Origin of the sequence: Latilactobacillus sakei (genome assembly GCA_002953655.1) — a bacterium.
Taxonomy (GTDB): Bacteria; Bacillota; Bacilli; order Lactobacillales; family Lactobacillaceae; genus Latilactobacillus; species Latilactobacillus sakei_A.
The window spans coordinates 1,880,045-1,898,700 of sequence record CP025839.1 but is presented as its reverse complement, the minus strand read 5'-3'; the positions used below and the strand labels follow the sequence as shown (position 1 = coordinate 1,898,700).

The 18,656-nt window shown below is 42.0% G+C and carries 16 protein-coding genes and 1 pseudogene; 15 read left to right on the top strand and 2 right to left on the bottom strand.

Going from position 1 to position 18,656, the window contains the following annotated elements; translation table 11 throughout:
• Positions 1 to 653: 653 nt before the first annotated feature.
• Positions 654 to 869 (top strand): annotated as a pseudogene (locus tag C0213_09420) (hypothetical protein).
• 58 nt (positions 870 to 927) lie between these two features.
• Here C0213_09420 and C0213_09415 read toward each other — a convergent pair.
• Positions 928 to 1,566 (bottom strand): hypothetical protein, encoded by a 639-nt coding sequence (locus C0213_09415; protein ID AUX12625.1) that lies wholly within the window; start codon positions 1,564 to 1,566, stop codon positions 928 to 930.
• Positions 1,567 to 1,960: 394 nt separating this feature from the next.
• Between C0213_09415 and C0213_09410 the strand changes: the two genes are divergently transcribed.
• The 14 genes from C0213_09410 to C0213_09345 all read left to right on the top strand — a co-directional run bounded on the left by C0213_09410 (position 1,961) and on the right by C0213_09345 (position 15,608).
• Complete coding sequence (locus tag C0213_09410; protein ID AUX12624.1) at positions 1,961 to 2,281, top strand: XRE family transcriptional regulator; 321 nt, start codon at positions 1,961 to 1,963, stop codon at positions 2,279 to 2,281.
• A 157-nt stretch (positions 2,282 to 2,438) separates the two neighbouring features.
• A complete protein-coding gene (locus C0213_09405) occupies positions 2,439 to 3,074 on the top strand; it encodes a GTPase (protein AUX12623.1) in 636 nt (211 codons plus the stop codon).
• Between the two features lie 74 nt (positions 3,075 to 3,148).
• Positions 3,149 to 3,829 (top strand): type 1 glutamine amidotransferase domain-containing protein, encoded by a 681-nt coding sequence (locus tag C0213_09400; GenBank protein ID AUX12622.1) that lies wholly within the window; start codon positions 3,149 to 3,151, stop codon positions 3,827 to 3,829.
• Between the two features lie 455 nt (positions 3,830 to 4,284).
• Complete coding sequence (locus tag C0213_09395; GenBank protein ID AUX12840.1) at positions 4,285 to 4,530, top strand: hypothetical protein; 246 nt, start codon at positions 4,285 to 4,287, stop codon at positions 4,528 to 4,530.
• A gap of 123 nt (positions 4,531 to 4,653) precedes the next feature.
• Positions 4,654 to 5,811, top strand: coding sequence for a hypothetical protein (locus C0213_09390; protein ID AUX12621.1), 1,158 nt, complete (start codon positions 4,654 to 4,656; stop codon positions 5,809 to 5,811).
• Between the two features lie 112 nt (positions 5,812 to 5,923).
• On the top strand, positions 5,924 to 6,661 hold the full coding sequence (locus C0213_09385) for an oxygen-insensitive NADPH nitroreductase (GenBank protein AUX12620.1): 738 nt from the start codon (positions 5,924 to 5,926) through the stop codon (positions 6,659 to 6,661).
• A gap of 123 nt (positions 6,662 to 6,784) precedes the next feature.
• Positions 6,785 to 6,988, top strand: coding sequence for a transcriptional regulator (locus C0213_09380; GenBank protein AUX12619.1), 204 nt, complete (start codon positions 6,785 to 6,787; stop codon positions 6,986 to 6,988).
• On the top strand, positions 6,981 to 7,496 hold the full coding sequence (locus C0213_09375) for a hypothetical protein (protein ID AUX12618.1): 516 nt from the start codon (positions 6,981 to 6,983) through the stop codon (positions 7,494 to 7,496). The genes C0213_09380 and C0213_09375 overlap by 8 nt, the downstream gene beginning before the upstream one ends.
• A gap of 112 nt (positions 7,497 to 7,608) precedes the next feature.
• Positions 7,609 to 9,486 (top strand): beta-galactosidase, encoded by a 1,878-nt coding sequence (locus tag C0213_09370; GenBank protein AUX12617.1) that lies wholly within the window; start codon positions 7,609 to 7,611, stop codon positions 9,484 to 9,486.
• Positions 9,470 to 10,426 carry a beta-galactosidase small subunit gene (locus tag C0213_09365; GenBank protein ID AUX12616.1) on the top strand — a complete coding sequence of 319 codons (957 nt, stop codon included), beginning with the start codon at positions 9,470 to 9,472 and terminating at the stop codon, positions 10,424 to 10,426. Before C0213_09370 ends, C0213_09365 begins: the two co-directional genes overlap by 17 nt.
• Positions 10,427 to 10,587: 161 nt before the next feature.
• Positions 10,588 to 12,288: a hypothetical protein gene (locus C0213_09360; protein AUX12615.1), complete on the top strand. Its 1,701-nt coding sequence runs from the start codon at positions 10,588 to 10,590 to the stop codon at positions 12,286 to 12,288.
• Between the two features lie 73 nt (positions 12,289 to 12,361).
• Complete coding sequence (locus C0213_09355; GenBank protein ID AUX12614.1) at positions 12,362 to 13,180, top strand: hypothetical protein; 819 nt, start codon at positions 12,362 to 12,364, stop codon at positions 13,178 to 13,180.
• 15 nt (positions 13,181 to 13,195) lie between these two features.
• A complete protein-coding gene (locus C0213_09350) occupies positions 13,196 to 14,182 on the top strand; it encodes a serine hydrolase (GenBank protein AUX12613.1) in 987 nt (328 codons plus the stop codon).
• 424 nt (positions 14,183 to 14,606) lie between these two features.
• Positions 14,607 to 15,608 (top strand): hypothetical protein, encoded by a 1,002-nt coding sequence (locus tag C0213_09345; GenBank protein AUX12612.1) that lies wholly within the window; start codon positions 14,607 to 14,609, stop codon positions 15,606 to 15,608.
• A 64-nt stretch (positions 15,609 to 15,672) separates the two neighbouring features.
• Here the strand turns inward: C0213_09345 and C0213_09340 are convergent, their stop codons facing one another.
• A complete protein-coding gene (locus C0213_09340) occupies positions 15,673 to 18,333 on the bottom strand; it encodes a magnesium-transporting ATPase (GenBank protein AUX12611.1) in 2,661 nt (886 codons plus the stop codon).
• Positions 18,334 to 18,656 lie beyond the last annotated feature (323 nt).

The window sequence follows — 18,656 nt, the reverse complement described above, 5'->3', positions numbered from 1 at the left end:
ATGAGGCGCAAGGGGATGCACAGAAATTAACAGTCCTGAAAAAAATGGTGACGGCAGCTGACCGTTACCATCAAAAAGATAATCAGAGTAGCAAGGTTAATCAGGCCTATCATGTCGCGATTACAATGGGCCAAGGCGTCTTTAAAAATCAAAACCAGCAGGTATTAAAGGCTAATACACTATCCAAGGCTGTTAGTACTGAGACTGTTACGAGCAAAAATGACCGCCTACAAGCCTTATTGGCTGACGTTAATCAGCAGTGGTCAACCGTGTATACGACACAAGGATTGAAAAAAATGACGCAACAAATCAAAACGACGATTAAAGCAAATAAGGAATATGTTAAAGAAGAAGCTGTTCAGGAAACAGTATCATCAACATCATCAGAAACGGCAACCAAAGCTTTGCCTAAGCAAGCCCAAGCCATGAATTACGAAGAGGTTAAAACCGGTAACTATGCGAGTCTGAATGGCACTTGGCAAAATGGTGAGGGTCGAAAGATTGTCATTAGGGATCAAATGATGCAATTTTCGGATATCTTAGACCATAAGGGAACCGCAACGGTAATCGGACAGGAAATTGATATTCCGGGATTAGATGGCCAAGATGGTAGACCGCAAGATGTACCATATTTAGGTGGCACAACGACTAAAGCCTACGAACAACAATTAAAATCAGGGGAAAAAGATGGCGTCTTTACTTTAGGGAGTACAATTCCAAGTGCAGTCCTAACGATTTCATTCTTACCTAAAGGCACGATGGGTGATTTAACCGATGGCGACGTTAACCAAGATAAAATCATTTCGGTTGGCACGCAAGCGAGTGCTACTTCTGTTGATGCAGCAGCTGTTTACTACAAAGTTAATTAGCACCAAAAAAGACCGTTCAAGTTTTAAACTTGAACGGTCTTTTTTTGATGACCATCGCTTAACTTTGCACATAGACGTCAGTCAATGACATGTTGCTGGTCCAGATGACAATCACGTTTTTCGAATTGGTGGTATTGCCGGCTTCAAGGCCGTATTCGGTGCTGGTACCAATTGGATAGAAGGTGACAGACCAATTAATGGCAACTGAATTCGCTAATAGGGCGGCTAGGTGGCCATTAGTCGTTTTGAAATTGACTGGATGCAAACCGGCGTTGTCTTTTAAGCCAGCTTTGCTGAGCGTTATACTGTCTGATGTGAGTTGATTGTTGGTAATCGCTAAAGGTTTGGCATTGTCGATTGTCATTTCGCGACCTTTAGCTTGGCGACGACTCAACTGCCATTGACCGGCGATACTACTATAATCGCCCGCTTGGATCTGAGTGAGATTCATGCCAGTTTGCTTTGCCGGTGTTTGTGATGTTGCTGAGCTGCTTTTAGCCGTGGTACTTTGGCTGGTCGTTTCTTTCTTGGCAACACGCGACGTTGTGTTTTGTGACGTCGATTTTGGCTGATGTGTTGAAGCGACCTGAGCGGCCTTACTGTGACTAGTTTGTGGGGTCTTCGTTGGTGCTGGCCCACAAGCGGCTAACATTAATGTGGCTGTGACACTCATAATGACAGTTAAATGCTTTTTCATTGTCTAATACTCCCCCGAGTTAGATAGATAATTTATGCTTATTGATGCTAATACTTCCTGATGCTGGCAATATATTTGACAGTATCTGGTTGAATTGTGTTCAATTAAGAGACAGACCTTGTGGCACCACAATCTTTGTTAGCTATTTCACGGTAACATGCTAGTGAATAAGTCTGTTGCTTTGATTTTGTAATCATTCATTCCCCCCAAAATAATTTTACGATATTTTAAAGTCTGTTAAGCTAGTTGACGATAAGTTGGCTATATTACTAGTATAACAATCACTTTATGCTGTTAATAGTAACAATTAACCTCGAAAGTGTCAATGTAGCATGCACTTAATACATATAATATTTATACGTCGTTTTGCTACGCTAAACGGAGGTTTAATTTTATGACAATTAATTTTTTCGGTGGGCGATTGAAGGCGGTCCGCAAAGCAAAGCGGCTCACCCAATTAGAGCTTTCACAACGATTAGGGGTCAGCAAGGGGACCGTTTCGGCTTATGAGCAGGGGCTGTCATACCCATCCCTAGAAACGCTAGTCAGTATTTGTAGTATTCTGGATACGTCAGCGGACTATTTATTGAGTATTTCTGATGATTTGCCCTTTAAAATGGGGGGCTTAACGGATGAACAAATGGAGAGTATCCTTCAATTTGTCTCGTTAATTGAAAAGGCCAATGAAACCTTGAACGACGCGGATAAACAGTAAGCTATGATTACGTAAGAAGCAGCTCATGACAACTAGTGATGAGTTGTTTTTATTTAGTAAAAAGTCAGCCTTCCGCTCGATAGACGAAGTCCGGTTCAATATTATATAATCAGCTTAAAGTAGCAGTATTAGTTAATCAGATAAGGAGTGCGGCGTAATGAAGAAGTTATTTGATAAGCGGCAAGAGAACCAGGATGATAATCCAGAGTTCGATTCATTCTTTACGGAAGTGTTGCAGAAGTTACCCCGACAATCAGCGGCAATCATTGCCAAGTCTTTCAACCAGTCCAAAGCGTTAGCAGAAAAGACGATGGCCAAGAGTCGGTCACAGTTTAATGGCGTCTTTGCCGACTTCTTGGTCGGTGTTGATAATCAAAAACGGCAACAGGCTCATAACATTATTCACGCGGCCTCGTTAACAGCAGCGATTATCGGCTGTTCGCCAATTCCATTTTCGGATGCCTTCCTATTAGTCCCAGTTCAATTAACCATGATGGCCCGGTTACACAAATTATTCGGCCAATCTTGGTCGGCGAGTCTCGGTAAAAGTTTGTCGAAGGAATTAGTCTTAGTTGGGTTAGGTCGCAGCGCTGTCGGGAATATCTTGAAGCTTGTGCCAGTTGTCGGAACAGTCACTGGGGCAGCGATTAACGCAACGGTTGCGATGTCAATTACTGAAACGCTTGGTTGGTTGACGGTCAAAATGCTCAACGATGGCGAGGATATTTTTAATGATGTGCTGTCCTTTAAAAATCAGTTCAAAACGTTGTTTGGATTATTATGGAGAAAATAAGAGCGGTCAATTGACAGTCATTCCCAGTAATGATTTAATAAACCCACATCACTAGTTTCGGGAGGCTTTTTAAAATGGTAAAAGTATTAATCGTGCATACCAACGTCACGCGGTATCAAGGGACAACGGATCCCACGGGTTTATGGTTGGGTGAGTCGGCAGAATTTGTCGCAGAAATGCAAAAGGCAGGCATCGACTATGACTTTGTCAGTCCTAAAGGGGGCTTTGTGCCGCTTGATCCACGCGGGATGAAGTATACCGATGGAGCCATTTTGGCGATCTATGAGCAACCGGATTATGTGCAACGTGGCTTAGTTGCCACATTGAAACCGAGCGACGTTAACCCGGCGGATTATGCAGCGATTTATTATACAGGGGGCCATGGTGTCATGTGGGACTTCCCGGATAATACTGAGATTCAAGCGATTGCACGGGCAATTTATCAACAAGGTGGCTACCTTGCTTCAGTTTGTCACGGTATTGCGGGACTCTTACAATTAAAAGATGCAGCAGGTCAGTTTGTGATTGCTGGCAAAAAAGTGACGGGCTTCACGACCGCCGAAGAAGTACTGGCAGGTAAGAAGAACGTCGTCCCATTTTTAAATGAAGAAGTGGCCACTCAAAACGGCGCTGAATTCACTAAAAAGCGGGCCTATAAGTCATTCGCTGTTCAAGATGGGCAGTTAGTAACTGGGCAAAATCCGTTCTCAGTTCAGGCAGTCACCGACTTATTAATACCAGCAATTCAAAAATAATAGGTGCCGTAGTACTATAAACTGTGGTAAGCTGATAGGAATAGAATAGGTGGGATTAAGAAGATGGATCAAAAGCAAAAAGAAAAGATGCAAGCCTTAATCGATCAAAAAAAGGGCGGCGGGAAGTCTAAACAAACCGATGTCGCTAAAAATGATCGGACTAAGATGCGTAAAGGCCCGAAGATTTTTACAGAAATTCACTGGTAACAATAGCAGAACCCTGACAAGAATTATTTTGTCAGGGTTCTTTTTTTGACTACTTATCGCGCAATGTGTTTTTAATGCTACTTTTTACGTAAAAATAGGTATACATTTATATGTTGAGGTGCTAAAATATATAACGAACAAGAGTCATTACATTTTTTATGTTTTTAGGATGGCGCATAATTAGGGGGAGTCGTTAAATGGATAATAATCAAAACGGGAATAATGGTCATAATGGTAACACGTATCAGGTGGTTCAAAAAGAAGAAAAGAATTCATTAGGATTAGCAGGGTTTATTTTAGCGTTGGTGGCCTTTTGTACCTCTTGGATTCCAGGAGTGGATATTGTGCTATGGTTATTAGGCGCAGTTTTCTCAATTGTTGGTCTTTTTAAGAAACCACGGGGATTTGCGATTGCTGGCACGGCTATTTCATTTTTTGTTATTTTTATTATTATGAGTGTGCTGGGTGGTATCGCGTCAGCATTGACATTTTAATTAATTTGACCAATTTATTGGCCAAATATCATTAGGAGTTGGCACAAATTGCGATTTGTCCCAGCTCCTTCTTTAGTACTAGTGAGCGATTACGAAAGAATTAACGGGGGAGTGTTAGCGTAGATGGCTGAATTAATGGCAAAATTAAAACGAATTGATCGTAAATGGTGGTTAGCGCTAGTCGCACTAGTCGTGATTATCGGTGGCTTTTCAGTCTGGCGTAGTCATCAGAAATACGATGTTTCAAAGGATATCGTTGTGTCTTTTGAAGGCTACAACGGGCATGGTACCGCAAGTTACAATCAGCAGATAGTAACCAAAAATATGTTTGAATATATCGGTAAAAAAAGAGGACTTAGTAATCGTGAAATTGATCAAGCTGAAAGAACGGGCCTCAATAATCTCATGAATATTTTTAGTAAGGCTAGCAAGGCAGCCTCTTTGGCAAAAATGGTTTCGATTAACTTCATACCAAATGGGAATCTGTCAAACGGTGATAAAGTAAAATTAATCGTGAGAGTACCGCTAAAAGAAATTAAGGTGCAGCCGTTTGAAAAAGAATATACAGTTAAAGGTTTGAAGCAAGTCAAAGTGGTTAAAGCAAAGGATATTATGGCGCACTTAAAGGTTAAATTTGTGGGTTATGATGGTTTCGGACAGGCTAAAATAACAAGTAAACAATATGGTAACGAGACGATTAAGATTAAACATAACGGTCACTTGAAAAACAGGGACACTGTAAAAATTAATGTTTATCGTTTATATGACGCTGATGAAGGGACGGCATTTGTAGGTCAGCACGAGGTGACGGTTAAGGTAACCGGTCTGACAGACATTACCCAAATTAGTAATATGGATGATGTGATTAAATTGAATACAGCATTCATGCATAACGAAAATAAAAATGGTGAGTATGATACCTACCAGGTCGAGAAAATCCATACGTATGCGATGGTTAATGGTGATAATACCAATATTGATATGAGTTATGGTAGTAGCGATAATGAACGCGACACATCATTGGTATCAGTTAATAGCAGCGTGCCAACACCTAAAATAACGATTTTGACGTTGTATAAAGTGACGGATATTCCTAAGTTAGAAGCTGTTGAAAAAACAACACAATACAAGAGTTATGGGATTAAGGATTTAACACTAGAAGATAACGTATTGAATATTGATTCGAAAAATACAGATGAAGATGGGGTTAAGAGTATCTCAACCGATAACTTACCAATTATTCAGAAACGAATTGAAAAAAATGCCCTTTTAATTCAATAAAGAAGTTATAAAAATACACTGGTGATAATGCTAGTGTATTTTTTAATGCGTTATTAAGTGCTAAAATAAGACAGCGTTCTGCTAAGATTATTATGGAATAAGGAGTTTATCAATGTCTGATTTAATCGCACAAATGCAACAACATGTTTCTGTTCGGGATTTTGAAGCAACACCCTTGAACGCTGAGGTAAAACAGCAATTAATTGCGGCGGCCCAGAGTGGTTCGTCTTCTAACTTCGTTCAAGCTTTTTCAATTATTGAAGTGACGGATGTCGCGTTGCGCGCCGAAATTGCAACGATTTCCAATAGTGCTAGCTACGTCAATCAGACCGGTACATTTTACGTCTTCGTTGCGGATTTATACCGGCAAGCTGCAATCTTAAAAGCCCAGGGCCAATCTTTGGCGGGGGTTCAAAATATGGAGGCCTTGCTAGTGGCCAGTGTGGATACGACGATTGCTGCCGAAGATATGGCGGTCGCTGCGGAATCATTAGGACTCGGTATTTGTTATATCGGCGGGATTCGCAATGATATTGCGCGGGTAGCCGAATTACTGGGCTTACCGGAATATACAGTGCCGCTTTTTGGATTAACGGTAGGGATTCCCAAGACAAAAAATCAAGTTAAACCGCGCCTGCCACAGCATAATCAAGTAGCGCAGAATCAATATCCACGGGATCAATTTGCGGATTTAAAACAGTACGATCAACAAATTGCAGACTACTATGCTAATCGGGGATCAAATCGCCAACAAGCCGATTGGACGAGTAAGAACCTCGCCTTCTTCAGTGAACCACGTCGCCCAGAAGTGGGAGCCTTTTTGAAGAAGCAGGGGTTTACATTAGCATAAAAAAGAGAATCACTAGTGATAGTGGTTTTTTTTAGTTGGAATTGTCACATATAATTGACAATTCTGGCAAAAATTGTAAACTATAGTTAGTCATTTATATATGACAGTTTTGAGAGGATGAATATGAATAATATTAGACAATATCGGCAGTCAATCGGGATATCACAAACTGAATTGGCTAGACGTGTCCAAGTGGCGCGCCAGACGATCAACTTAATTGAGAATAATAAATATAATCCATCATTGGCTTTATGTATTAAGTTAGCTCAGGTGCTAGAAACGGATCTAAATACGTTATTTTGGAAGGTGGGGGACCGTAATGCTTAACCGTTTTGAAGAGTGGTTATTGAAACAACAAATTGGTTATTGGGGGGCGCGCGATGAACAACAAAGCGCGACGATTGATCATATTTTGGTAAAGGCCAACTTATTAACTTATTGTGTGCTGACAATCTTGATGTTCGTCAGTTTAATTTGGGACTTATCGCATGGTGCAATGTTGACGTTGGGGACTTTCTTTTTGATTCTAACGCAACTGATTAACGGCGTTTATACGGCGCGTTTGGTCCGCAAAGCCGCGGTTGATCAGACTGAATTTTATGATATGCCGACTTACCAAGCGGCCCTTAAGCAATTGAAGGTCCGTTCGGTCTGGCGGGGCATCAATTGGGCAGTCGGGATGTTCATTTGGCTGACAATTGTGATTCCGTTTATTCAACAACGCCCGACAGATGCCAGCTGGACGGTAGCCATTATTTGGGGTGTATCAGGGATCATCGTCGGCGTGGGCAGTTACTTTAGAAAGAAAAAGGATTTACATCTATTACAGGAATAAAGTCTGAAAAGAACCCTGACACTAATTGTGTAGGGTTCTTTTTGACATCCTAGTAACAAACTTCTATACTCAAAAATGAAACCGTTTTAATTTAGACTTGGAGGTTAAGCTTATGCAACCTAATATTCAATGGTTAGATACACCGGCCGTATTCAGAGTGGGCCAATTGCCTGCCCACAGTGATCACCGCTACTATGCGACATTGGCCGAAATGGCCCAACAACAGAGTTCGTTTGAACAATCTTTGAATGGCACGTGGCAATTCCACTACAGCGTTAATGCGGCGAGTCGACCTAAATCTTTTTATGAATTAGCATTTGATGCGCAAGATTTTGAACCAATTACAGTGCCCCAACATATCGAATTGGCGGGTTATGAGCAATTGCACTACATCAACACCATGTATCCGTGGGAAGGGCATTATTATCGGCGTCCTGCGTTTGCAACGTCTGATGACAAGCAACACCGCGGCATGTTTAGCGAAGCCGATTATAATCCCGTCGGTTCATACCTGCACCATTTCGATTTAACCCCGGCTTTAAGAAAGCAACGGGTCATCATTCGCTTTGAAGGGGTCGAACAAGCGATGTATGTTTGGCTAAACGGTCAGTTTATCGGCTATGCTGAAGATAGTTTTACACCGTCCGAATTTGATTTGACGCCATATCTCAAAGAAACGGATAATTGCTTGGCGGTTGAAGTGCATAAGCGCAGTAGTGCGGCTTTCATCGAAGATCAAGATTTCTTCCGCTTCTTCGGGATTTTCCGGGATGTTAAGTTGTTAGCTAAACCCCGCACGCATTTGGAAGATTTATGGGTGATTCCCGAATATGATGTGGCACAGCAAACCGGACAGGTGAAACTCCGCCTCCAATTTTCAGGGGATGAAAACCGAGTTCAGCTACGCATTAGGGACCAACATCAAATCATTTTAACGGCCGACTTAACAAGTACCGCTCAGGTTAACGATCTTTATAAAATGCCCGAATTGGTGCAAGCGTGGTCCAATCAAACTCCCAATTTATACACATTAGAGCTGGAAGTTGTGGATCAAGCTGGGGAAACGATTGAAATTAGTCAGCAACCATTTGGCTTCCGTAAAATTGAGATTAAAGATCGGGTAATGTTGCTCAACGGGCAACGGTTAGTGATTAATGGCGTCAATCGGCATGAATGGCATCCTGAAACTGGTCGGACAATTACGCCTGAAGATGAGGCGTGGGATATCGCCTGCATGCAGCGCAACCATATCAATGCCGTCCGAACATCGCATTATCCAGATCGGTTATCCTTTTATAATCGTTGTGATCAAGCCGGCCTCTATATGATGGCTGAAACCAATTTGGAATCGCATGGTTCTTGGCAAAAGATGGGGGCGGTCGAACCGTCTTGGAACGTACCGGGTTCCTACGATGAATGGGAAGCGGCGACGCTCGATCGCGCGCGGACTAATTTTGAAACCTTTAAGAATCACGTGTCAATTCTCTTTTGGTCGTTAGGCAACGAATCATACGCTGGTAGTGTTCTTGAGAAGATGAACGCCTATTATAAGCAACAAGATCCAACACGCTTAGTGCATTATGAAGGCGTCTTCCGGGCACCTGAGTACAAAGCGACGATTTCGGATGTTGAAAGTCGGATGTATGCGACACCGGCTGAGATTAAGGCTTACTTAGATAACGACCCACAAAAGCCATTTATTCTCTGCGAATATATGCATGATATGGGGAATTCGCTGGGTGGCATGCAAGCGTATATCGACTTATTATCACAATATGACCTGTATCAAGGGGGCTTTATCTGGGATTTCATCGATCAAGCACTCTTGGTGACAGATCCAGTGACGGGCCAACGTGAATTACGTTATGGTGGCGATTTTGATGACCGCCCATCAGACTATGAATTTTCAGGGGATGGGTTGGTTTTTGCTACCCGCGACGAAAAACCAGCAATGCAGGAGGTTAGATACTATTATGGCGAACACAAATAAACGCTTAGCAGTGATCTTTGGAGATGTGACTTTAGGCCTTAAAGGTCCTGACTTTCACTACCTCTTTTCGTATCAAACGGGCGGCCCAGAATCATTGCGGATTCAAGGGAAAGAATGGCTTTATCGCTCACCAAAACCGACTTTTTGGCGGGCAACTACCGATAATGACCGTGGCAATCAATTTCCATTGAAATCAGGAATGTGGCTAGCTGCCGATCAGTTCATTGCTTGTCAATCGATTGCAGTGGCGATTGATGGTCAAACGATTCCGTTACCAATTGGTCCCGAGAATAATCGCTATAATGGTCAAGAAACAGCCCAAGAAGTAACAATTACGTATACCTATCAAACAATCACGACGCCGCAGACGACGGTAGAAGTCAGTTATACGATTCAAGCTGGTGGTAAAATCTGTGTAGCGGTGACTTATCATGGTCAAGCTGGGTTATCATCATTACCAGTCTTTGGTTTACGCTTTGTCATGCCAACCCCAGCAACGCGTTTTATTTATCAAGGCTTGTCGGGGGAAACGTATCCGGATCGAATGGCCGGTGGAATAGCTGGTGAGTATGAAGTCACCGGGCTACCTGTGACGCCTTATCTGGTGCCACAAGATTGTGGTGTGCATATGGCTACCGATTGGGTGACGGTTTATCGGCAAGCAGTGTTAGATAATCGCTTACGTGAGCCAGTCGAAACTGGCTTGAAGTTCAAAGCAGTCGCTCAACCGTTTGCCTTTTCATGTCTACCATATACGGCTGAAGAATTGGAGAATGCGACTCATCATTCAGAACTACCGGCACCACATCGAACAGTTTTAAGTATTTTAGGAGCCGTTCGTGGGGTGGGCGGTATCGATAGTTGGGGCAGCGACGTAGAAGTGGCCTATCAAATCGATGCGACGCAGGATCATCATTTTGAATTTGAAATTTCGTTTTAAAAAGTAAAGAAAGTTGCGGCCAAAATCATTTTTGCCGCAACTTTTTTATTGGAAAGAGCTGCGGCGGGCGTCTTATTTTCAAATCAGCTATAATAGTAGATAACATATTTTGGTTGGTGGGCAATTGCCTGGGAAATAATTGTGAAATCGAGGTCATGATAATGGAAATTGAACAAATGATAATTTATTTAACCCGCCTAGAGACTGTTTTAGATGATTTAGGCAAGCTATTGTTCAAAGCGCATTTAAAGGTGCCATTAACTTTAAATCGTGAACAGTCACAAGAATTATTACGCCAGAATAATCGCTTCGAATTTCGGTACCAACAGTTGCGAAATCAAAAGACAAAGCTTTTGAAACAATTGCTAAAAATGACTAGTGGCGATATTTATTTACGCCAGAAAATCGGTCAATTGAATGAGCTTAATCAACAAAGTCAAGCCGCTTGGACCACGACACCCCAGTATAATCGGCAACGCAAAATTAATCGCCTGCGCCAGTTAATCCTGAATTTACAAGGGGAGAAAATCGAAACCAGCATCGTCTTGTGTGACCAATTACTGGCTTATTTATACGAAACCGAAAAAAACATGTTCATTGCACACTATCGGCCCAATATTGCGCCGGTGGCGGTGCCATTTTTAAGCCGGGATTTTAAAATGGCGATAATGATGCTCAATTATATGGATATTATGTTTACACCAGTAGAAATTCAACGTCATATTCGCTTATTGGTTTATCGATACACGCAACAATCGGTGGATAATGTGTTGATTTATGATGCGCGAACTATTTTACCGAATGCCGAAAATACCGGGTTCTCAGCCGTTGCCTATTATTTCACCTTCAAACAGCAGAGTATGACGTTTATTTCGTATAAAGGAACAGAGGGGACGATGGATGATCCGCGGATTAAATCGTTCCGGCAGCGTTTGGATAATTATGTTCGCGAGAGTTATCAGGACTGGAAATATAATATCGATGCGATGTTGATTGGTCACACCGATAACGACGAGCAACTACAACTAGCACGGCGTTTCACCCGCTACGTGGTTCGACATGTTAAAAAAATTGAAGCGACAACACGGATTTATGGTCTCGGCCATTCACTGGGCGGTCATTTTGTGCAAACCTTGCAGTTATTGGACCAACCGTTTAACGCGGGTTACACCTTGAATGCAGCACCGGTTCAATTGAAGCAAATTAAGCATTATCGACCAGATTTATGTGATGATGCGACTTGGCAAGCGCTATTTGAATTAACCAAGCAAAATACGCAAGATAAGAAAATTGAGCAACTCCTACAGGTTAAAACGGGCTTACACTATGCCGAAATCAATAATGAATGGTTTATCAAGGATTTAACGCGGATTTATTTTGGCTTTCCATATACGTTCTATATTGGCACGGCCAATTATTTGAATGCCCGTAACTGGACCTATCCTTTTGTGTCAGATATTCGGGATTATCTCAAAGATGATGAGATGCAGGCTTACAGTCAGTTTTGGGGTAACTTGATTCGCCATCTTAAACGCGTCGAAAATAAAAATGGTTCAATTATGCTGGCCAGTTTAGTTGCTTACGGGCTACAAGCACTACGAGAAGTTTATGGGGCGATTAAAACCCCAGCAGCCAAACGTTTATTTAGTGCCTACGCGCGTTATTTATACGATGCTAAGATTTTCAGAGATACGCCAGTGGCGGTCCAAGAAAACTTCCAAAAGGAATTATCGCGTCCGCATACTGCATTGCGGGTCCTCCAGGGTGAATGGCCATTTCTAAGTAGTGTCAATAATGAAATGGTCGAAACGGTGATTTATTTTCACACTATTGAAGGTGCCCGTTATTTTAAATCTGTATAGAGCTGATGACCTATTAAGGGGTTGAAATAAATGGTATTATAGGGTTGAAACTATATTACTCGGGGGGAACGACATGTTTTGCCAATATTGTGGGACTAAAAATGACGCAGATTCACGATTCTGTATTAATTGTGGTAAGCCACTAGAAGACGCTACAGAACAACCAGCAACGCAACAACCTAAGGAAGAAATGGTGGGACCTAGCAACTCAGCTAGCACACCCCATGAACCGGTGGTTAGTCGCCAGGCAGTGAAACAACAATCAAAATCTAAAAAGTGGCTACCAATCATCATTGGCGGACTAATTGTTTTAGCAATTGCAGTGGGCGCCGGTTTCTATCTACAAAAGCCGGCTACCAATACCAAAACAGCAACGAGTGCTTCTTCAAAACAACCAAGTTCACAAGCTAGCGATAGTGAAAGTATCAGTGATTCAGAAGCCTCATCAAGTAGTTCGAAATCCGTAGCCAATCCGCTATGGACTGAGTCTAAAAAGGACAGTCTAGAGAGCTTTATGGCTGACTGGGGCACTGAAATGAATCAGGATTACCAAGCGTATACTGATCATCATAATGTTTCGCTGTACGGTGTTGATTTACCAGGTGACTTATTATCGGGTGCTATTCAAACTGAGGTCGGCGGTAGTCCGGTAACCGTTAAATGGTCCGAAGACGGTGTTTCAGCTAAGGCAGATTATAAAGTTGTCGCAGCTTATTCAGATGCCAATAGTGGCGGTGAAGAAGATCATTTCTATCTATTTACGATTCATGATGGCCGTCCAGTGGTCTTGATTGCGCAAGAAGGACAAGGTAGTACAGCGAGTTCGATTGCGTTTAAGGAAACAGAAAATACTGATTTAAGAAATGGGTTCAGCAATATTATTGGCAACTGAAGGTGAGGATGACAGATGGAACCGCGTAGAGAAAAGTTTAGTAAGCAAAAGAATCAACGCTTAGGTCGAAACATACTAGTCGTTGTTGTGGGCATCATCGTGATCATTGCGGTTGGGATTGGCATCGCGGTCGTAAAAAATCATCAAAATCAAGCCGCTCAAAGTCGAGCCCAGCACGAATCACTGGTTGCTCGCAAAAAAACGCAGTCCAAAAAAGCTCGCAAATTAGCGGCTAGCCGGTCACAAAAAGCAATTAAACAAACGGCCCAAGCAACTGAAAAAACGAAGAAGCAACCCACTGAAAAAGCGTTAACCTTTGAGACGCAAAATCTAACCGCTAATGCGCAAAAGGTCGGGTATGGTGTCTATTACTACAACACCAAACGCTCAGTCGGTAGTAATCAAGATCAACCTTTTATTTCGGCTAGTGTGATTAAGTTATTCATCATGGATTATCTATTTGATCAGATTAAACAAGGTAAGATTTCCGGGGGCCATTACATTGATAACCATTCAGTCGATGAGTGGATTCAATTGATGATTCAACAAAGTGATAATAACGCCACTAACTTGTTGATTGATTTTGCAGGGATGACTGAAATTAACCAATATATTCAACAACAAGGTTATACACAGACTAAGTTAGAACGGAAGATGTTAGACGATGCAGCTCGTAGTCAAGGGTTGGATAACTATACGTCCGTGAAAGACGTCTTACAATTTTTGAACCAGCTCTATCAAAATCGTGATCAGGCACCTTATAATAAGATGTTGACGATTATGAAGGGGCAACAAACGCGGACTAAGATTCCCAGCCAATTACCTGCCAATACGGTAGTTGCCAATAAGACCGGGGAATTAGCCGATGTTGAAAATGATGTGGGCATCGTCTTTAAAGCTAACGATCCGTTTGCAATTGTTGTTTTAACAAATCAAGTTCAAAATCCAACAGCTGAACGCCAAGCAATTGGCGCTTTAAGCTTGGCGGCGTTTCAAAAATAAATAGTCTAAGAGGAATGTTGGGATAAATGTCATTTTATCATCAATGTTCCTTTTTTGTTAAAAAATGGGCACTAGCGGGCATAGTCATAATAATTGTTTTGGGGTATAATAATATCGGTTATAGACTATTGAAGGGTATTGTACAATAGCCTAAGGGCAGCTAGATAAGGACACTGCTTGATATTAAGCGTTATTTCGGGGGGAGTAATGCCTTAATAAGGGTGTCATTAATGCTCAGTATGGAGCGAGAGTATCGGAGACGATTAATTATCGTAATTACGAGTGCTTAACTTGTGATTAGACACGGATCAACATCAAAAAAGACTGAGGCAGCTGCTTCAGTCTTTTTTGATGTTGCTAAATGGGAACGATGCTGATACGCTAGTGGAAGCAAATTGTGTGAGATGAATGCGGGGGATATATTGTGGATATTTATTTAAAACAAGCTATATTACAAGTGGTTGATCGCGAATTAGGGGCACCGATTTATTCACAACAGCCACTTGATTTAACCAACGGGAACACCCGGGATTATTTGACGAATAAAATCAAGAAGTTATCATCCGCACAGAGCAAGACGGGGGTCATTCGGCAAGGTTCGGAGGTTGCTAATCAATTGTTGAATATTGCTTCAGACTTTACGGGTGTTAGTCAACAACTTGTGGATAAATGGTATCAAGCTTATCAAAAAAGTGATGATGCTCCTAGTGCCGATGTTTTCATTGCCCTTTATGAACAGGATACACAGGCCTATGTCGCTTTTTTGAAGGTTAATTACCATGAAGCTTATACACACTACGTGAACGCTGAAGATGGCCCATTAACCAATCAATTAATTATTCATCAATCAATTCTGTCTAATAAGACACAAAAAGCGGATGAAGGATTTGCCATCAATTTACAGACCTTAGGGTTTGAGTTAATTGAAAAACAATATACCTTCTCTGGGGATAAACGACCATATCTGTCAACTGAAGTCATTGAGAGTGAACCACAGCCTTCATTAGAAGAAAATGTACGGGTCGTTAAGAAGGCTGCTGAAAAAATCGGCGCGAAGTTCGAAGTCGCCAAGCATGATATTGTTGCCAACGTTAAAGAGGCGATTTACGAAACGATTGAAGCAAAGGGCGAAATTAATACGCAGGATGTTGCCGCTAAAGTTTTCAAAGACAATGTCTCAGCGCAAACTGAATTTAAAGCGGCAATGGTTGAAAAGGCACCAGCAGATGCGCCCATTTCGCCCGCAGTACGTGAAATTGCTGAGAAGAAGTATGGTAAGCAAAAACTAAAATTATCGAACGGAATTGAATTAATTGTTCCAATTGACGTCTATCAAAATCCTGATTTGTTCGAATTTATCAATCATCCAGATGGCACAATGTCGGTTGAAATTAAAAATGTCGACGAAGTGATTAGTCGACTATAGAACACGTTGCTGTATAAAAAAAGGGACTGTGCAAAAGTAAATTTGCCCAGTCCCTTTTTGGCGCTTATCGTTTTATTTTAAGGCGGATAATCTTATCAAATTCCGTGATAATCAGAATTAAGAAGCCAGCGCCAATTGATACCGCCCATTCTAATACTGTTAGTGGTTCTGTATAGAATAGTTTTTGCATAAACGGTACGTAAGTCAGAATCAATTGGAGGACAATCATGCCGGCAATGATTCCGAACGCTTTTGGATTTGAGAAGAAGGCCTTTGAAAAGGCTAGCTTCGTTGTCCGAATGTTGAAGAGGTAGAAAATCTTACTGATCACGATAATGTTGACCATCATCGTGCTTGCGGTCACTTGATCAACACCCTGGCCGAGTAACCAGTCATAGGCCCATAAGGCAATCAAAGCCATTAAGACCGATACATAGGCCATCTGGAAGATGTCGTGTTTGTTCATTAAAGTTTGACCCGTTTTGCGTGGGGCCCGCGCCATGATCCCATCTTCAGCTGGTTCGAAGATGAAGGCAAATTGAATCGTAATTGCCGAAACCATGTTAATCCAGAGTAACTGCGCAGCTTGGAGTGGCATTGATTGTTGCATTAAAATCGTGAAGGCAATAATTAAACCTTCCGCAAATGACGTTGGTAATAAGAAGAGAATACTCTTTTTGATATTATCGTAAATTCGTCGCCCTTCTTGAATTGCGACAGACATGGTGGCAAAGTTATCGTTGGTTAAAATCATATCCGCCGAGTCTTTGGCAACATCGGTCCCTTTAATGCCCATTGCGACGCCAATATCGGCCCGTTTTAAAGCAGGGGCATCATTGACACCGTCACCGGTCATTGCCGTCACTTTATGTTGTTTTTGAAGGGCTTCGACGATTTCAAGTTTGTTGCTAGGGGTGGTACGCGCGAAAACTTGATGTTCAACTGCGGCAATTGCTTTATCTTCAGGGGCTAATTGATCCCATTCAGGACCAGTGATTGCTTTGATGACTGGTGCTAAGCCTAGTTTTTCACCAATTGCTTTGGCGGTTAGGGGGTGATCGCCGGTAATCATTTTAACGTCGACACCAGCTGCATTCATTTCGGCCAGGGCTTGAATGACTTCGTCACGAGGTGGATCGATAATGCCGGCTAAACCAAGCAAGATAATCCCCTTGTTAAGTCCTTCGTGGGTAATCGTCGTTGTTGATGTTGGGACATCAAGATACCCAACAGCCACGACCCGCTTACCTTGTTCTGAGAGTCGTTGGACGTGTTGATTCCAAGTGTCTAGTGGGAAGGCGGCATCTTTTTGTTGCGCCATCGGGAATAATTTATCTGGTGAGCCCTTAATGTAGAGGCGGCGTTGGCCGGTTGTTGTTTGAACTAATTTAGCGATGTAGCGATAATCAGAATCAAACGGTAACATATCAATTTCGGTATTTTGAGGCGCTTGATCAATCGTGTAGCCTTTGTGATAGACCGTTAAAAAGGCACCGTCGGTTGGTTCACCGTTAATTGACCAACCCTCATCTGATTTGAAGAGAGTGGTATCATTGGCTTCAAATCCAGCTTCTAAGAATAAGGCGAGGGTGTCATCAATAACGGCCGGTTGATCAGCTTGTTGAATTTGGCCCTCAGGTGCATAACCGTTACCAGAAACATGGTAAATTTGGTCAGCAGTGACAATATCTTTGACTGTCATTTCATTTTTCGTTAAGGTCCCAGTTTTGTCAGTTGCAATGACATCAACTGAACCTAACGTCTCAACAGCAGGGAGGGTTTTGACAATCGCGTGTTTATTTTTAGCCATATCACTAACACCCATGGCTAAAATAACGGATGTTGTGGCAGGAAGTCCTTCTGGAATTGAGCCAACAACCATCGTAACGATGGCGATGGCCAGTACCGGTAATGAATAGAGGCCGCTGATAAAACCTAAGATGAATAATAAGATGGCAGCGGCAATAATCACGTAAGAAACGCCAGCCCCTAATTTGTTAATCTCACGAGTCAGTGGTGTTGGACGACTTTGTGTCTGTGTAACGGCTTTTGAAATCTGTCCAATTTCAGTTTGTTCAGCAGTCGCCACAACCACGCCTAGGCCGCTCCCGTTAGTAACAGAGGTTGAGGCAAATGCCATATTAACTTGATCGGCTAATGGAACGGTTGTCGGTGTGAGGGTTGCTGCCCGTTTATCGACTGAATCGGCCTCACCAGTTAATGCTGATTCTTCCAGACGTAAGTTATCGGTATCGACAATTCTTAAATCAGCAGGGATGCTATCGCCGGCTTCTAAGAAGACGACATCACCAACCACTAAATCTTCGGTGGGAATATCGATTCGTTGACCGTCGCGATAAACGGTTGCTTCGGTCGCTAATAAATCTTTAATGCGTTCAAGTGCATCTGAGGCGTTGGCTTCTTGGTAGTAACCGATAATCGCATTGATGATGACCACTAAACCAATAATGATGGCATCGGAATAATGCCCCATCAAAGTTGTCAGTAGCGCTGCAGCAATTAAGATGTAGATAATGAGGTTATTAAATTGACGAATGAAAAGACGCCATTTAGGTGTTTTCTTACTTTCTAGTTTATTAGGGCCGTTTGTGGCTAAACGTTTTTGTGCCTCGACTTGGGAAAGGCCTTGTTCAAAATCATTTCCCGGGTAATCTTTTTGTAAGTCCTCAATCGATTGATTGTAAGGGTTAATCTGGGTTGTCATTGTTAATCTCCTTTATATTGAAATTCATAATAGTTAAAATCAAATCCATTATTCCTTTCGCCAATAAAGATTGCTTCGTAAGCAATAACACGCCACAGCGTCGGGGTTATCTTTCAAAAACGTTCACCTCCTGAATAGTCTCTATATTTAAATTATCAAGAAACTGATTCCGTGTCAATCTAATAAGAATTATTAGCAATAACTAAGCAATACTTTTGTAATTAAGTGCTTGATATGGTAGCATAATTATACAATTGAAAAAATTCGGTTGAAGCATTGCGCATTCAAGATTTCCTTCTTTAGGGTGGTAGAAGGGAATTTTG

Excerpts from the sequence above, each read along its gene's own strand:
- C0213_09415 (AUX12625.1), bottom strand. The coding sequence starts at position 1,566 with ATGAAAAAGCATTTAACTGTCATTATGAGTGTCACAGCCACATTAATG.
- C0213_09410 (AUX12624.1), top strand. The coding sequence starts at position 1,961 with ATGACAATTAATTTTTTCGGTGGGCGATTGAAGGCGGTCCGCAAAGCA.
- C0213_09405 (AUX12623.1), top strand. The coding sequence starts at position 2,439 with ATGAAGAAGTTATTTGATAAGCGGCAAGAGAACCAGGATGATAATCCA.
- C0213_09400 (AUX12622.1), top strand. The coding sequence starts at position 3,149 with ATGGTAAAAGTATTAATCGTGCATACCAACGTCACGCGGTATCAAGGG.
- C0213_09390 (AUX12621.1), top strand. The coding sequence starts at position 4,654 with ATGGCTGAATTAATGGCAAAATTAAAACGAATTGATCGTAAATGGTGG.
- C0213_09385 (AUX12620.1), top strand. The coding sequence starts at position 5,924 with ATGTCTGATTTAATCGCACAAATGCAACAACATGTTTCTGTTCGGGAT.
- C0213_09380 (AUX12619.1), top strand. The coding sequence starts at position 6,785 with ATGAATAATATTAGACAATATCGGCAGTCAATCGGGATATCACAAACT.
- C0213_09375 (AUX12618.1), top strand. The coding sequence starts at position 6,981 with ATGCTTAACCGTTTTGAAGAGTGGTTATTGAAACAACAAATTGGTTAT.
- C0213_09370 (AUX12617.1), top strand. The coding sequence starts at position 7,609 with ATGCAACCTAATATTCAATGGTTAGATACACCGGCCGTATTCAGAGTG.
- C0213_09365 (AUX12616.1), top strand. The coding sequence starts at position 9,470 with ATGGCGAACACAAATAAACGCTTAGCAGTGATCTTTGGAGATGTGACT.
- C0213_09360 (AUX12615.1), top strand. The coding sequence starts at position 10,588 with ATGGAAATTGAACAAATGATAATTTATTTAACCCGCCTAGAGACTGTT.
- C0213_09355 (AUX12614.1), top strand. The coding sequence starts at position 12,362 with ATGTTTTGCCAATATTGTGGGACTAAAAATGACGCAGATTCACGATTC.
- C0213_09350 (AUX12613.1), top strand. The coding sequence starts at position 13,196 with ATGGAACCGCGTAGAGAAAAGTTTAGTAAGCAAAAGAATCAACGCTTA.
- C0213_09340 (AUX12611.1), bottom strand. The coding sequence starts at position 18,333 with ATGACAACCCAGATTAACCCTTACAATCAATCGATTGAGGACTTACAA.